The 14,696-nt window shown below is 43.1% G+C and carries 11 protein-coding genes; 4 read left to right on the top strand and 7 right to left on the bottom strand.

Annotated elements, in window-relative coordinates:
- Window position 1: 1 nt before the first annotated feature.
- Together F9Y84_RS22060 and F9Y84_RS04900 are read left to right on the top strand one after the other, a co-directional pair.
- Window positions 2-190, top strand: coding sequence for a hypothetical protein (locus tag F9Y84_RS22060; RefSeq protein ID WP_225740742.1), 189 nt, complete (start codon window positions 2-4; stop codon window positions 188-190).
- Between the two features lie 355 nt (window positions 191-545).
- Window positions 546-1,742, top strand: coding sequence for an iron-containing alcohol dehydrogenase (locus F9Y84_RS04900; protein WP_147391293.1), 1,197 nt, complete (start codon window positions 546-548; stop codon window positions 1,740-1,742).
- A 58-nt stretch (window positions 1,743-1,800) separates the two neighbouring features.
- Here F9Y84_RS04900 and F9Y84_RS04905 read toward each other — a convergent pair whose 3' ends face one another.
- Window positions 1,801-3,825, bottom strand: coding sequence for a methyl-accepting chemotaxis protein (locus F9Y84_RS04905; protein ID WP_147391292.1), 2,025 nt, complete (start codon window positions 3,823-3,825; stop codon window positions 1,801-1,803).
- Between the two features lie 198 nt (window positions 3,826-4,023).
- Between F9Y84_RS04905 and F9Y84_RS04910 the strand changes: the two genes are divergently transcribed.
- Window positions 4,024-4,476 (top strand): pyridoxamine 5'-phosphate oxidase family protein, encoded by a 453-nt coding sequence (locus tag F9Y84_RS04910; RefSeq protein WP_147391291.1) that lies wholly within the window; start codon window positions 4,024-4,026, stop codon window positions 4,474-4,476.
- On the opposite strand, the gene F9Y84_RS04915 is transcribed toward F9Y84_RS04910, so the two are convergent.
- Complete coding sequence (locus tag F9Y84_RS04915; protein WP_244297443.1) at window positions 4,473-4,877, bottom strand: GNAT family N-acetyltransferase; 405 nt, start codon at window positions 4,875-4,877, stop codon at window positions 4,473-4,475. The two genes, F9Y84_RS04910 and F9Y84_RS04915, sit on opposite strands and share 4 nt — an antisense overlap.
- Window positions 4,878-5,603: 726 nt before the next feature.
- Here F9Y84_RS04915 and F9Y84_RS04920 point away from each other — a divergent pair.
- Window positions 5,604-7,064, top strand: a complete 1,461-nt coding sequence (locus tag F9Y84_RS04920) for a hypothetical protein (protein ID WP_147391290.1) — start codon at window positions 5,604-5,606, stop codon at window positions 7,062-7,064.
- A gap of 305 nt (window positions 7,065-7,369) precedes the next feature.
- Here F9Y84_RS04920 and F9Y84_RS22515 read toward each other — a convergent pair whose 3' ends face one another.
- From F9Y84_RS22515 to F9Y84_RS04945, 5 genes are all read right to left on the bottom strand, one after another.
- A complete protein-coding gene (locus F9Y84_RS22515) occupies window positions 7,370-8,641 on the bottom strand; it encodes a sensor histidine kinase (RefSeq protein ID WP_147391457.1) in 1,272 nt (423 codons plus the stop codon).
- A complete protein-coding gene (locus tag F9Y84_RS04930) occupies window positions 8,634-9,968 on the bottom strand; it encodes a sigma-54-dependent transcriptional regulator (RefSeq protein ID WP_147391458.1) in 1,335 nt (444 codons plus the stop codon). Before F9Y84_RS04930 ends, F9Y84_RS22515 begins: the two co-directional genes overlap by 8 nt.
- A 230-nt stretch (window positions 9,969-10,198) precedes the next feature.
- Window positions 10,199-12,628 (bottom strand): ABC transporter permease, encoded by a 2,430-nt coding sequence (locus tag F9Y84_RS04935; RefSeq protein WP_147391342.1) that lies wholly within the window; start codon window positions 12,626-12,628, stop codon window positions 10,199-10,201.
- A complete protein-coding gene (locus tag F9Y84_RS04940) occupies window positions 12,628-13,350 on the bottom strand; it encodes an ABC transporter ATP-binding protein (protein WP_125254408.1) in 723 nt (240 codons plus the stop codon). The genes F9Y84_RS04935 and F9Y84_RS04940 overlap by 1 nt, the downstream gene beginning before the upstream one ends.
- An 11-nt stretch (window positions 13,351-13,361) precedes the next feature.
- The gene (locus F9Y84_RS04945) at window positions 13,362-14,618 is read right to left on the bottom strand and encodes an efflux RND transporter periplasmic adaptor subunit (protein ID WP_147391341.1); all 1,257 of its coding nucleotides are present in this window, start codon (window positions 14,616-14,618) and stop codon (window positions 13,362-13,364) included.
- Window positions 14,619-14,696: the final 78 nt, after the last annotated feature.

A 14,696-nucleotide genomic window follows, 5' to 3' on the forward strand; every position in this document is an offset into this window, starting at 1 on the left:
AATGGCAACTAGAATGGGCGCTCGTGCGCAATGGGATAAAGTCTTAGAAGTCCCCAACTTGAGTAAAACACTTTACCTCACTGCTCGTAAAAATGCGCCAGAAGCTTACGTACAAAAATTAAAAAAAGCAGCAGCTCAAGTACTTGAAAAACGTCATATGACTGACGTTGGCTGTCAAGTTAGGCCGTAACACCCAGCTGATCATTTTACTCGCAATCTCGATATGATAAGTCTACAGTACAGACTGGAGGTATTAATACCAGTTTGACTTAAAACTTGCTCAATTTGAAGGAGTAAATCTGACGCTAACAGTGTTAAAAATTTCTTATTTAGAACAACTAAATAGCAAAATTTTTGCCTAGTTATCGACAAGATTTTCTCGCCTCAAAATAGACCTCTTAATTAAGAAAATTGGTATAACCTTACAAATTTTACCGCGATTTAATTGGTATTGGGCTGTAGTCTGCGTCATACAGCTAACACAGCCTTACAATGCTTCATCTTACCAATTTCGCGCTCTTATTCTCAGTTATAGGTAGGTAACTATGAATTGGTTCTATCGCATTTACCATTTTGCACTCAAATGTATTGTGATTTTTATTGGTATTCCAAGCCCCAAACTACATCAGGGTAAACAAGGATTAGACAGTGCGATACAAGCACTGGGATTGCAAAAAGGGGACAACGTTCTGGTTGTCACAGATAACGTCCTATTACAGCTAAACCTCCATAACATCGTTGCAGAGGCATTAGAAAAAGCCAATCTGGTCGCGCATTATTACAGTGAGGTATTACCCAACCCTACCATAGACAACATTGAAAATGGTGTCGCGACATATCATCAAAAACACTGTAAAGCTATTATTTCTCTTGGCGGTGGCTCGGTATTAGACAGCGGCAAACTCATTGGTGCAAGAATTGTCAGGCCTCACAAGCAAGTTACCCAGCTAAAAGGCCTGTTTAAAGTACTCAAGCGCTTGCCTGCCAATATTGCTATTCCAACCACCGCAGGAACTGGATCAGAGACTACCGTTGCAGCTGTGGTAAACGACCCACAGAGCAATACAAAATACGCTGCAACAGACTTCTGCTTGGTGCCCCATCACGCTGTGTTGTTGCCAGAATTAACCACCAGCATGCCTGCACATATTAGCGCAACCACTGCGATTGATGCCTTAACTCACGCAATTGAAGCGCTCCTCAGTATCAACTGTTTGAAATTCAGTCAAGAGCGCGCGCTTTGCGCATGTAAAGCCATTTTTGAGTTTTTACCTAAAGTGCAACAGACCCCTAATGATTTAAACGCAAGAGCGCAGTTGCTACTCGCTTCTCATTACGCTGGTCAAGCCTTTACCAGAACATCTGTAGGTTATGTACATGCTATTTCGCATCAATTAAGTGCGCAGTATGGCACGCCTCACGGCCTTGCCAACGCAGTGTTATTGCTACCTGTACTCAAATGGTATGGTGATAGAATAAACCAGCAGCTAGCCTTAATCGCCAGATACTGTGGCCTTACTTCGTTGGACTACCCAATAGAACGACAAGCAGACGACTTGCTTAACCACATAGAAAACTTGCTGCGCGAGCTAAATATTCAAACCAAGCTTCATGAAGTTCTACAAAGCGACGTGGCATATTTAGCAGAGCTTGCATTAAAAGAAGCCCACCCAGATTATCCGGTACCACACTTTATGGATCCTTGCGCATGTCAGGGAATTATAAAAGACATTGCTTGTTAGCTGAATACGGTAACGATGACACTGCACTTCGTAATGGGCGTTGTCATCATCACTGATATTACAATTTAAATCGCTCAACTAGTGTAGCAAGGCGATGCGAGAAACTACTTAAAGACTCGCTGCCCCTTGCTAAACTTTGCATAGCTTGAGCGTTCTCGCTTGCAGTGCTCTGTGCGTCTAGCATCACTTGCTCTATTTGTTGACAGTCTGTCGCTTGATGTCCCGCAGCTTGATTTACTTCTTCACTTAGCGTAGTCACTTGTGCAATCGCGGTAGCTATCTCATCCATTGCCAGTGCAAGCGCTTCGCTTTGTTGGACACTGAATTCAACATCTCGTTGGCCAGAGTTAATCGCCTCGGCGGCAGTATGTGTATCTTGTCGCAGTGCAACAATTTTTTGATTGATTTCATTAGTTGATTCTTGCGTGCGAGACGCAAGTGTTCTTACTTCATCAGCAACCACTGCAAAGCCCCGCCCCTGCTCTCCAGCACGCGCAGCTTCAATAGCAGCATTTAACGCCAGTAGGTTAGTTTGTTCAGCAATAGAGACGATAGTATCTAAAATACTGCCAATACTTTCACTGTGTGAGGTCAGCTTGGCCATACTCTCGACCGCCTCTGACATACGTGTACTCAAAGACAAGATATGCTGCTTATTTTCTTGTGCATTTTTGCTCACTTCGGTTTTGTGTTGGTTGGCAGTGTGAATGCTTGCAAGACTCTCAGAAGAGCGCTCAGACACAGATAAGGCACTGGCTGAAATACTTTGTGATAGCCGGTTTGCATTGTCCATTCGTCGCATCTGCTCTGTGGCATTCCCTGCTATTTGCTTACTTTCCCGCAGTGAAGCTTGTGATAATGCTTCGAGCTCATGTACCTGCTTGTTAATCGACTCTAACAACTCCCTTAAGTTGTCTTTTACTTGGTTGATGTTATCAATTAACTGTCCAAACTCATCGTCATTACGTTTGCTCATTTTTTTTGAAAAGTCACCAGCCGCTAAGTGCCTCAACATTTTATTTACCGCAGCCAAAGGCCCTAACATCGCACGGCTGGTTGATACAGAAATAAACGCCCCCAACACAATAAACACCACAACCAGAATCATGGTCACATTTTGTGCCCGCTCGATTAGTACACTCACCTCGCTTTGTGCACGATTAAAAGCAGCATTGGCATTTTGCTGCATTTTTTCAAGCTCAGCTAAAATAGTAAAACCATGTTCCTCAGATTGTTTATATAGTGTAGCTGCCTGCTGTTGCTTATTGAGCTTCTCTTTTACTGCGCTATAAAGGTAACCCGGCGCTTCTAGCTTTTCCCTCAGCCTGCCCATTCCCTCACCAAACTGCGCCAGCAGCGGCTCTGCATTCATTCCTATAGCTTGGCGCTGTAAAAATGCCACGTTATTATCAATATTATCCAGTAAAAACAGCATATCTTGTTGATGGGGTGTCAGCTGTTGAAGAGATAGCCCACTGATCCTCTCACTGTTATTCTCAAGGGTAAAAAGCATGTCATCAATACGGACACCTGTACCTATCATTTCCTCTAGTTGTCTCGTATTGCTGGTTTCTAATAACTCAAGATCCAGCATCGCATTACTGGCCAGTTCTTTATCTTTTTGCAATGTTTGATATTGCTCATGAATACGTTGTTGTGCTTCTACAGCATCGGCTTTAGCCTGTAGCATTTGCTCTGCTGCAAGACTTAGTTTACGGCCAAGGTTAAGCGTGCGTTTTAGCGGCTCTGCAAACGTAGGCATGGATTCCGTTAATGATGTCAAATGCTGTTGGCGCTCAACATACAACGCGTTTCCAGCAGCGAATCGCTGCTTTGCGTCACTTATCTCGGCTGCACTTTCTAATGTGTAAGCTTGGGCAATAAGCTTGCTGAGTTTAAGTTGTTCAAGCTGCAGAGCATCAGCACTGCGCTGAATTGGTAGTGTGACCTCGCCCATATCTTGATTGGCTGATTTAATTTGCGCTAACGCTAAGTAGGCTAGGATACCTGCAAGTAGCAGCAGCAAGCCTAATGCACTAAAGCCTAAAGTAATTTTTTGTTTTATTGTTAGTTTACTTAGCATAATGTCATTGCTCTAATTTGAGTAACCAAACTATGTTACAAACGGAATAAAAAACCAAGTAAATACTCTAAATTTTATGAACTCAACTATTAAAAAGGTAGCTACAAAACCTCTCTTTTGCTTACTTACTTTTTGATTTTATTTTTAGTTTTAGCGATCATAGTGGAAAACCACCTGATGATTTATGAGCATATTACAATGAGAAAAACTGCTATCAAAGAAGCTAAGGACTTGTGTCAAAAACATAAGAGCGCGTTTTTATCTACCCTATCAAGCAATCAAAAAGGGTTTCCTTTTTCCTCTATCGCCCAATATATCTTTCTTGATGATAACCACTTTTATTTTTTTATCAGCGATATAGCACAGCACACGAAGAATTTAATTAAACACTCTGAGCTTTCTTTTATGATTTTAGACGATGGTGATGTCGCAGACGTTGAAAATGCTCGAGTCACTATTTTAGGCCATGCCCATAAATTATCGAGAGATGAAAGCCGCGCGCAAATTGACCAGTTTATTGCCACCCATGAAAAGGCACAGCAATATGCCATGCTCGGCGATTTTAACCTTTGGCGAGTGGTTGTTACACGAGTACGGTACGTTGGTGGTTTTGGACGCGCATTTTGGCTTGAAAAAGGTGAGTGGTATTAAACGGCGAAGTCGAATGTATTTTGACTTTGCTTCGCAGACTTGCCTTTGGTATTCAAAACAGCATGCCAAAATGCACGAGAGCTGGGTGTATCGCCCTCTTTCTTGACCTTCCAGCACCCTTTATAAATAGACCAGATATGCGCCATAAACTGGCTGGCATACCCTTTTCTGCGTTCTGAGGGAATAATATAGAGTGCACAGACCTCAAACTCTCTGCGGCGTGAAATACATATCGCAATGAAGCCCACCAACTTGCCATCTACATATAATAAATATGCCATGTTCGTTGCACAGCATAACTCAAACAAGCCAAGTTGACGCGGATAATCGCTCTGCTCCAACAGATGTGCCATTGTCTGTTCACTGTATTTATCAACTCGAATAAGTTCTAATTCTGCCACGCTCGCTCCCCCTAAACAGTAAGCCTATATCATCCGCAACGTTTGTGGGTAAATTGTGAAGTTAAATAAAATTGTTCGATTTGCACTTAATATCTGAAATTTGGTTTGCGTGATTGTTTGTCGTAATGCAACAAATCAGCCTGGTATCAATACAAGCTTTGATTAAGACGCAGGGCTTATATGTCCCAATCAGCGTAACAAATTAACCTGCCATAATTACACTCTTTTACACTTCCATCCTGTACCTAAGTTAGTATATTTTCTGACCTTAATTGATACCAATTTTCTTAATTAAGTGGTCTATTTTGAAGCGAGAAAATCTTGTCGATAACACCGCTACCGCGTTCTGCTATCGCCAAAGTACCGACGTCCATGCAGGCAAGACAAAAATTTCTTATGTCGTTGTTTTAAATTAGAGATTTTTAACACAGTAAACGTCAGATTTACGCCTTCAGATTGAGCAAGTATTAAGGCCAATTGGTATAAAAGGTTGCTCTACTTATTATGAATTACAGATTCGCTAACCCGTTTCACTATTTTGACTCAGCACTTGAGCTGTTTGAGGAAGTACATAACTAAGATTGCGTTAATAGCCTCTTTCTAACATCACCAGATGGAGTCCCCCATCACCCATATAGGTACTTTGTTAGATGGAAACGTAATGTCATTGCCTCAATATAGAGTGCTGAGTAAAGCAAATGGTGTTACTTTTGAAAGGATTTTATTATGCGTGTAATACTGACTATACTCGTTTGCGCTACCACATCGCTGGTAGGCTGCGGTGGAAGCGCTTCAGACTCAAACACTGTGCCTCCCCCAAAAAATATTGCTCCCAACCCTGCGCCTAACCCTCTGGAAAATAAACTCAACCTCAGCGCACTTGATCAACAAAATAGCCTGTACTCCAGCGATTTGGGTTACACCACAGCTTTGGAGCGCGTCTTTAACTTAAAAAATGACAAGCTATTAGTGCTAGGAGAAACGTCAAGTGTTGAAGAATCGGGAAATAAAGAAGGTTTTTATGCCATCACTGATCCTAACGGTCAAACTTATCAGTTCGAACAATCGACTGAGGGGTTTGTTGATGCTTGTGTATTCGATTCGGGTGAATATATTCTTGGTCGATTTATACAAGAAGGCGACGATATATTCAGTGTGCAACTAGAGCGTTATGATGAAACTGGCGTACAGCTAAAAAGCGTACCAATGCAAGCACTATCAATGGATGTCAAATATGATATACCCACTGACAAAAACGCTTGGCTTCTCAATCCTTTCACTATCATCCCGACAGATGATCCTCTTAGCGACACAAAATACACTCAAACCAGTATCACGTGGTGGCGCTTTAATAATGCTAAGTTCACCTGCCATGATGAAAACTTATATGTTAGTTATAATAATGGCGGACGAAAAATTGCAAAATATGACGCCAATTTACAACTAATGTGGCAAAAACCTATCGATATTCGGTATTGGGGTAATAGCTCTCGGGCTTCAGAAGCAATAGAAATTGCCATCTCTGATAATGGCTACCTTTATAGCGCTCAAAACATCAGCACAGATGCAATCCCCGCATATAACCATAAATTTTCGACGGTTCATGCAGTCCCCCAAGATGTTGCGCAAAGTGACATGCACGTCATTGTAAAAACATTTGACCTCAATGGCGAGTTGCTTAATGAGCAGTTTATTAGCGATGAACACTCTTCTTTGATTGACGATATCAAAGTGCATCAAGATACCGTGTTTATCGGTGTATCAGCGCGGCGAAGCAAAGCAGATAGTACGCGCTATTCGAGTGAATGGGATGTTGGTTTAATACAGGTTTATCATGGTGAACGAATACCTCAGCGGTATTGGTATAACATAGACAAAGAAGATGTGCTGAGAGGGTTGGCAATAGCTGATAATACACTTTATCTTTACGGTCATATCGGTGGTGTGCAAGTAGACACAAATAGCTGGGTTGAACACACCAATGGGTTTATCGGACAACTGGACATAGAAAACTTGTCTGATCTATCCATCGAAACATACCACACCGAGCGCTCTGCGAGTATTCAAAGTTTATCGGTACATGACACAGGTACTATTACCGCTGTTGGTATTGAAAATGCACCGATGACGCACTCCGCAGATACCTCTATGGCGGGACTGTTTATAAAAGTGAACAGTAACCCATAATGTTACTCTCGCGAAGCGCTGTATAAATGAAATACTTAATCTGAGGTTTAGGGATAGCGATGCAACTTCATTGGCAATAACTGGTTGCCAGCAAAGCTTTAATCACCCCAAACCCAGATCTGGTAATATCAATTATTTTAATTAGGTGGCCGATTTTGAGGCGAAAAAACCTTGTCGATAACTCGGCAAAAATTCTGCTATTTAGTTGTTCTAAATAAGAAATTTTTAACGCGGTTAGCGCCAGATTTACGCCTTCAAATTGAGCAAGTATTAAATCTAATTGATATAACAGACGCTCTGTACAATTAGCACAAGGGGAGCGTGATCAGCGCTTTAGCCCCTTGATTGTCCGCTAAATTACTCAAGTACAGCTCGCCTTGTTGATTGCGAATGATTTCTCGACTGAGTACTAAACCAATGCCCGAACCGTTCGGTTTAGTTGAATAAAATGGGACAAAAAGATTATCTAAATTATCAATGCCACCGCCATTATCTTGTAGGCAAAGTTGCCATTGTTGCCGTTTTTCAATGGTGAGTGTAATACCTTGCTTCGAAGCTAATTGATTTGCTTGTAGTGCGTTATTCACGAGATTAATCATGGCTTGTGTGAGCTGCGGTTCATCACAATACAGTACACCTGAACTCAGTACGTCTATTTGCACTTCAGGAAAGAGCGCTTGCCAGCGGTTAGCTAATACTTCAACCGCTATCGTTTGTTTTTCTACCGCAGGTAATTGAGCAATTTGCGCATAATTTGCAACAAATTGCTGTAAGTGTGCCGCACGACTCTCTATCACCCCTAGCATTGTTTGCTGCGTTGCCAATGGAATTACGTCTCTGTCTTGTTGTAATGATTGCGCCATGGAAGACACGGGAGTAAGGGAGTTACGAACCTCATGGTTTAGCACTGAAAGTAACTTTTGCCAGACTTGTTTCTCGTTGTCTCTTAGCGCTTGCTCCACCGATACAAAAACCAGCAATTGATAGACACGCTGCCCGCGATAAAGTGGGTGTGATGCTATCTTGTAGCGCGAAGAGTGTTGTTGTAACTGCCACTGTTCATCGACCTGATTTAATGCCAATTTTGACGCCGGTATCCCATCTAGGGTCATATTTGGATATATGTCCGCCATAGCACGATTGGCAAAATAAACCTGTTGATGACCATCAAGCACAAGTACTGGCAGTGTTAACTCACTGATAAAATTAAAGACAAAAGCCTCGTTTTGACCATATTCTTGCCGCTTTTGCTGTAATCGTTCCACAACTAACTGAATTTCGGCTTTTAGCGCTGCGACTCGACCACCTTGATAGCTAGATAATTGCCATACAGTTAGCTCCTCGTTGGAGATGCTATCTAGCTGCACAGCAAGGTTATCAAGTACTGACATCACCTTGTTGTAGCTATACCAAAGTGACAGTAAAGAAGGCACTAGTAAGGCTAAAAGTAAGGTTATTGCCCCCAATAAAGTCAGCTCAAAATAAATAATGGTCGCAATTAATACCGCAACAAGAATGACTAAAGGGACCGCAAAACCAAGCCATAGTTTTTGCTCAACGGATGTGAGCTTAGCCACCTTGGTTGCCCTTTAATTTGATTTCATGTTTTTCTACACGTCGATAAATTGCAGATTTACTCAGCCCCAAAAACTCACCAGCGGCAACCACATTTCCCTCAAAGTGACGAATAGCATTTTCTATCATCCGCTTTTCAGCCTCTTCAAGGCTTAGCAACGGCATATCTTGCTCGTGAAAATCTTCATCTAACTCAAGATCTTGTGCACCTATCACAGAGTGCGCCCCTAAAATCACTGCACGCTCAATCACATGGGATAATTCTCGAATGTTGCCAGGCCACGAGTATGCTTTCATTTTTGCAATTGCTGCATTACTTAAGTTGCGTTCACCACCGGTGTCATTGCCATGGCGCTTGGTATGTAGCGCTAATAAATGAGTCGCTAAACTGGGTAGCTCATCGACTCGCGCTCTAAGTGCAGGGACGGTTAAGATAACCGTATTTAAACGATAGAGTAAATCTTGGCGAAATAGTCCAGTTTTCACCGCGTCGCTTAGATCAACATTAGTAGCCGAAATTATCCTCGCATTACTGTTACTGGTTTTTGAGTCGCCGAGCACTTCATACTCTCCGCTTTCCAGCACTCTGAGCAGTTTTGCCTGTTGTGCTACCGGCAAACTGCCAATTTCATCCAAGAATAAAGTCCCATTTTGAGCCATTTCAAAGCGCCCTGTGCGATTCGCTTTCGCATCAGTAAACGCCCCTTGGCGATGACCAAACAACTCACTTTCAAATAGCTCTGTGGGAATTGCGGCCATATTAACACTAACAAAAGGCTGCTCACTACGTAGACTATTGTTATGGATGTACCTTGCTAACTGGCTCTTACCACTACCATTTTCTCCCAATATCAATACATTTGCATCGGTTTTTGCAACCCTTAGTGCCTGTTGTAGTAAACGACTGGGCATTTTATTTTGCGTGTTATTTGTGGGTGGCTCAGTAGTTGTTTGCCTTGTTTCAATGTGGCGTTTAACGGTTTTTAACAAGCGCTGGTTTTGCCATGGTTTTTCGATTAGATCACACGCACCTAGCTGCATTGCTTGTACCGCCAACTCGACTTTGGCCCAAGCCGTGATGACTACCACAGGCACCTCTATCGACACTTGCCGAAGCCACATCAAAAATTGCAGCCCTTCTTTTCCCGAGGTAGTGTCTTTATTGAAGTTCATATCCAGTAAAATCAGTGCAACAGGTTGCTCTGCAAGTATGACTTTTGCCTCGTCAGGGTGTGAAGCTTCGATACTCTGATAACCGTGGCTTTGCAGCAAAATAGTTGCAGACATACGCACATCAGGATTATCTTCAATGATTAAAACAGCTGTCATCGTTTCCTACTTCTTGTTTGTTTATACCAATTCTCTTAATTAAGTGGTCTATTTTGAGGTGAGAAAATCTTGTCGATAACAACGCTTCCGCGTCCTGCTCACGCCGAGGTACCTACGTCCTGTAGGCAAGGCAAAAATTTTGTTATTTAGTTGTTCTAAATAAGAAATTTTTAACACTGTTAGCGTCAGATTCACTCCTTCAAATTGGTATTAGGTTCTTACCCACACTTTTATTGCCTTATTGCGCTCATTGGAGCGGAATTGATGAGTTGTCTCATCGGATATACTGCACAGAAAAGTGCAAAAGTAAGTAGTGTCATCAGCACTACCAAAAACCAGCTTGGCTTGACTAAAACCCACTCAGATGATGGCGCGCTCAAGTACAGCCCAACTACGACTGTCACAGCGACAAAAATTGCCGCACAAACTGGTATCAGCGTGTCTGATATTAACAAGCGATATAAACGATGTTTTTTCGCACCCAGCGCCATGCGCATACCAAACTCATATCGTCGTTGCTCAAAGCTATAGCTGAGCACGCCGTATATACCTACACCGCATAACAATAAGCTAAAGCCACATAGCCCAAAGCTTAACAACAATGTGAGACGTTCTAAATATGTAAGCTTATGATATGTTTGTGTTAGGTCTAAAAACCGCCATATACCAGCCTGACCTGCTACGGATTGAATAGCCGATTGAACTTGAGCACGCGTCAGTGTTACATCAGGTTCCATTTCAATAATAAATGGGTAACCAAAAGGAAGCGCAGGCAACCAAGCCGTCTTGCCTTGAAGCTCGGTATACCGTTTTGGATGGTTGAAATTTTGTGAGATCCCGACCACTTCAGCTGGGACATCGGGGTTAAATATAAAGAATGTATCTCCGAGAACATTGCCCCCCGGCTTTAGCGCATGTGCGGCTGCTTCTGATACAATGACTTCTTCTTTGTCCCCCCTAATCGCCGCTTCACTAAATGTGCGCCCAGCAATCAGCGAAAGCCCTGTTAATGAAAAATAATCTGGACCTACATTTGCTCGGATCATACTTGGCATCCATTCACCAGCCAGATCCCGCATCGCAACCACCGCTAAGTCGTTTTGTAATGGGCTTTCACCATGTGCTACCCCCACCACACCAGGTATTTTTCTGAGTGCCTGTTTAAAGTCTTCAATGTGTGTGTAGCGCTTGGGAAATGGCGTCGAGTCATTTGGTATATGTAGCATCACACTGTACATATTATCTACCTGAGTTCCAAGGGGTCGCAACAGTGTATCCGCACTTTTGCTCAGCACAAGCGTTGCACCAAGCACCAGCACGGTGGTGAAAAATAGCTGAACCGCAACCAGTGTTTTGGTCATCTGCATGCTGAGCGCTTTCACACTCCCTTTGCCCGAAGTACGTATGCTTTGACTGAGTTGATTAAAATTAACCATACGCGAGGTTACAAAAGCAAACAATAACGCCAACAACAGCACTATCAAAACTGCGCTAAGCAACACAGTAGAGTCCAGAGAGAGTGTATCAATAAGCGGTAAGTAACTGTGAGTCAGGGATTGTACTAGCCGCAGTTGCCACGCCGCAAAAAATAGCCCAACCACCACGGCACTTGCAACTAGCAATAACGCTTCGAGGAAAATGCCACGAAACAATACACCACGCTTTGCACCAAGCATTGCCTGCAGCACAAGCTGTTGTTGAAGCGTGTGAGCGCGAGAGATGAATAAGTTACTTACATTAAAAATGGCAATGAGCACCAAACACATCACACTGAGTAGCACAACAATAGCCAAGGTATCATGGCCTGCTACTTCTACATCCCGGTATAGACGTATGATAGGTTTAATATCCTGTAATTCTTGCTCTGCTGATTGCCATTCTCCTCGATGCCTGAGACTGTTTTGATAAAGCTGCTGCGCTAAAGTGCTGTGTGTGCCTTGCTCGGTAAGTATCGCCAATAACTTGAGATTTTCCTGCCTACTTGTCCATGGATGATATTCACCACGCTTGGTACCAAAAAATCGTTCATTCTCTGAGAAGCTTAACCATAGCTCTCCCTTACCTTGGTTTAAAAAATAAGGGTCTGAATAGGCCTGAGCAGCGACACCGACCACGGTATATAGCTTATCAACAATCCGTAAGCTCGCGCCCAGCACGCGAGCTTCACCATTGAAATACTTTTGCCACAATGGATAGGAAATAATCACTTCAGGGTTTTTCTGATTAATATCTTCAGTCGTAGTCAAGTATCGACCCAGCGCAAGTGGCATTTTCATCATAGTGAAGTAGTCATCACTTACAAAACTCAGCGTCAGTTTAGGTGAGCCTGGTAGGTTTTCGACGACATCCGAAAAACTACTGATCAAAGCACGCTTTTGATAAAGCGCCTCGGTTTGTCGCCAATTAAGCATGTTTTGAACACTTTGCATGCCTTCAAATACCCGATCTTGATAGATATTGTTTTGCTCAATGACCACAAAGCGTGACTCACTCTCTATATCAAGAGGTTTAATAAAAAAGCCGCTAAACAGGCTCAGCGCAACAAAAAAACAGCTTAGTGTCAGCGCCAAGGTCAACACTAATGTAATACAGAAACTAGGCACTTGAAGTAAGCTTTTGATGGCAAGTGTGGTTTGCCGTTGGAGCTGCATCAAAGTCATCACATAACCTCCGATAAATGAGCTGAGTGAGACACTTTGCTTTTTGACACCAATACTCCATCCAGCAGTTGAATTTGCTGTTTTGCGTAGCCTGCATAGCGGGTGTCATGAGTAACCATACAAATGGTAACACCTTGTTCATTGAGGCTGTTCAGCAAGGCCATCACCGCATCACCATTCTTAGAATCTAAGTTACCTGTGGGTTCATCCACCAGCAAAATACTTGGCTCGCCCGCAAGCGCTCTGGCAATAGCTACGCGCTGTTGCTGACCTCCTGATAATTGACTCGGTTTGTGATTGGCTCGGTGGGACATCTCTACTTGCGTTAACGCTCGTATCACGCGCTGTTCGATTTCTTGAGCTGTGAGAATTGGCTCTCGGTAGTGTAGCGGTAACGCAACATTGTCAAATACGGTTAACCCATCGAGCAGATTAAATGATTGAAATACGAAACCAATATGTAAATTCCTCAGTTCTGCCTGAGTATCTGCATCGAGTGAACGGGTTTCAACACCTTGAATGCAATAGCTGCCTGAGGTGATCTCCTCTAGTAGCCCTAAAACACTGAGTAACGTCGACTTACCCGAGCCGGATGGCCCTGTAATTGCGAGATAATCACCTGCTTTGATGTTTAGACTGATGTTACTAATCGCATGGGTTTCTACATCCTGACCGTAGTATACCTTGCTTACTTGGTGCAATGCCAAAATTGTATTATCCATTTGCTTTTCCTTTACCGATTGAGTGATGTAATTGTTATTTTTTTTAAGTGTTGATGAGCTGACATATCTGACATCACCACTTGCTCACCGGCTGAGCCGCCTTCAAGTATTTCAATGGCATTGCCGGCTAGTTTACCAAACTTGAAACTTTTTTTGATGAGTACATTTTCTTGTTTATCTAAAACAAATAAGTCGCTATTGGATTGTGGAGACAGCCACGGTAATTGGGGGATTGAGAGCGCGTCCTGTATCCTTGCAGTAAAGATTTTACCCTCGATGTTCAGCGCCGGACGCGCGTTACTTGGCAGTGCCCCCGTTAACGCCAGCTCAATGGCGATACGACCATCTTGAACAACCGGTACAACACGATTCACCGTTGCAGCAACTTTACCGACAAAGGTATTGATCATCGCCGGCTGCCCTATCACTACCTCACTTGCCTCTCTTTCAGGTACTAACAAATCTGCCACCAGCAGACGTTCACTGCCCACCACCGCAAGAGTTTGCCCCGGTGTAATTGCTTGCCCTTGACTCACATTCACAGCTTGCAACATCCCTGCGATCCCAGCTTTGACGTTCAGTTGTTCCACTGCTTGTTTTGCTATGTCATGGCTCAGTTCATATTCTTTTAGCAACTCCCGCTCAATCTCAATACTTCTAATATGTAGTGCTTGCATTTGTGTAAGTTGTTGCTCACTGAGTAAAACGCGGGTTTTTAGCTGTTCAAGAGTCAGGACGGAGCGCTTATGATCAAGTTCTGAAACAATGCCTTGTTTCACTAACAGTCGCTCAGCTTGCTCTCGGAGTTTGGCACTCTCACACTCACTATGGAGCAGTGCTATTTGCCCTTGCAAGGTAAGTAATTCACTTTGCTGACTGAGCTTCAATGCGTCAACACTGGCGCGTTGCCTAGCAAGTGTTAACCGTTCACGCTGCAATCTTTGCGTCAGCTCAGGATTAATCAAGCGCATAATAACGGTATCTGGCTCCACTTTTGTGCCTGCAAGATACTCGACCGTGCTTACTTGAGCGGAAAATGTTGTGGTGATTTCTCGGCTAAGTTTCGAACGTAATTTTCCATACCCAGAAACGCTATACTGTATCGAGCTTTTTTGAATTGGTGCAAAGGTAATCGTATTCGCATCAAGCTGATTATGCTCTTGAGATAGCAAAAAACTCAGTGCCACAAACACACTAAGCGTTATACCTAGCCACCGCCAAATGGGTGACTGACGAGAGGATTTATTGCGGCTGATTTTAATGTCCATAGTGTTATCGCACTGTTTTTTGATTTCATAAAGCGAACACCATGCCAAAAGTAACCTGTTGATATATAGTCAATTTAA

The sequence above is a fragment of the Pseudoalteromonas peptidolytica genome (assembly GCF_012641745.1).
Classification (GTDB): domain Bacteria; phylum Pseudomonadota; class Gammaproteobacteria; order Enterobacterales; family Alteromonadaceae; genus Pseudoalteromonas; species Pseudoalteromonas peptidolytica.

Bases quoted from the DNA above. Each gene is read 5' to 3' on its own strand.
- F9Y84_RS04940 (WP_125254408.1), bottom strand. From the start codon at position 13,350: ATGGATAATACAATTTTGGCATTGCACCAAGTAAGCAAGGTATACTAC.
- F9Y84_RS04910 (WP_147391291.1), top strand. From the start codon at position 4,024: ATGAGAAAAACTGCTATCAAAGAAGCTAAGGACTTGTGTCAAAAACAT.
- F9Y84_RS04945 (WP_147391341.1), bottom strand. From the start codon at position 14,618: ATGGACATTAAAATCAGCCGCAATAAATCCTCTCGTCAGTCACCCATT.
- F9Y84_RS04905 (WP_147391292.1), bottom strand. From the start codon at position 3,825: ATGCTAAGTAAACTAACAATAAAACAAAAAATTACTTTAGGCTTTAGT.
- F9Y84_RS04935 (WP_147391342.1), bottom strand. From the start codon at position 12,628: ATGACTTTGATGCAGCTCCAACGGCAAACCACACTTGCCATCAAAAGC.
- F9Y84_RS04900 (WP_147391293.1), top strand. From the start codon at position 546: ATGAATTGGTTCTATCGCATTTACCATTTTGCACTCAAATGTATTGTG.
- F9Y84_RS04930 (WP_147391458.1), bottom strand. From the start codon at position 9,968: ATGACAGCTGTTTTAATCATTGAAGATAATCCTGATGTGCGTATGTCT.
- F9Y84_RS22060 (WP_225740742.1), top strand. From the start codon at position 2: ATGGCAACTAGAATGGGCGCTCGTGCGCAATGGGATAAAGTCTTAGAA.
- F9Y84_RS04920 (WP_147391290.1), top strand. From the start codon at position 5,604: ATGCGTGTAATACTGACTATACTCGTTTGCGCTACCACATCGCTGGTA.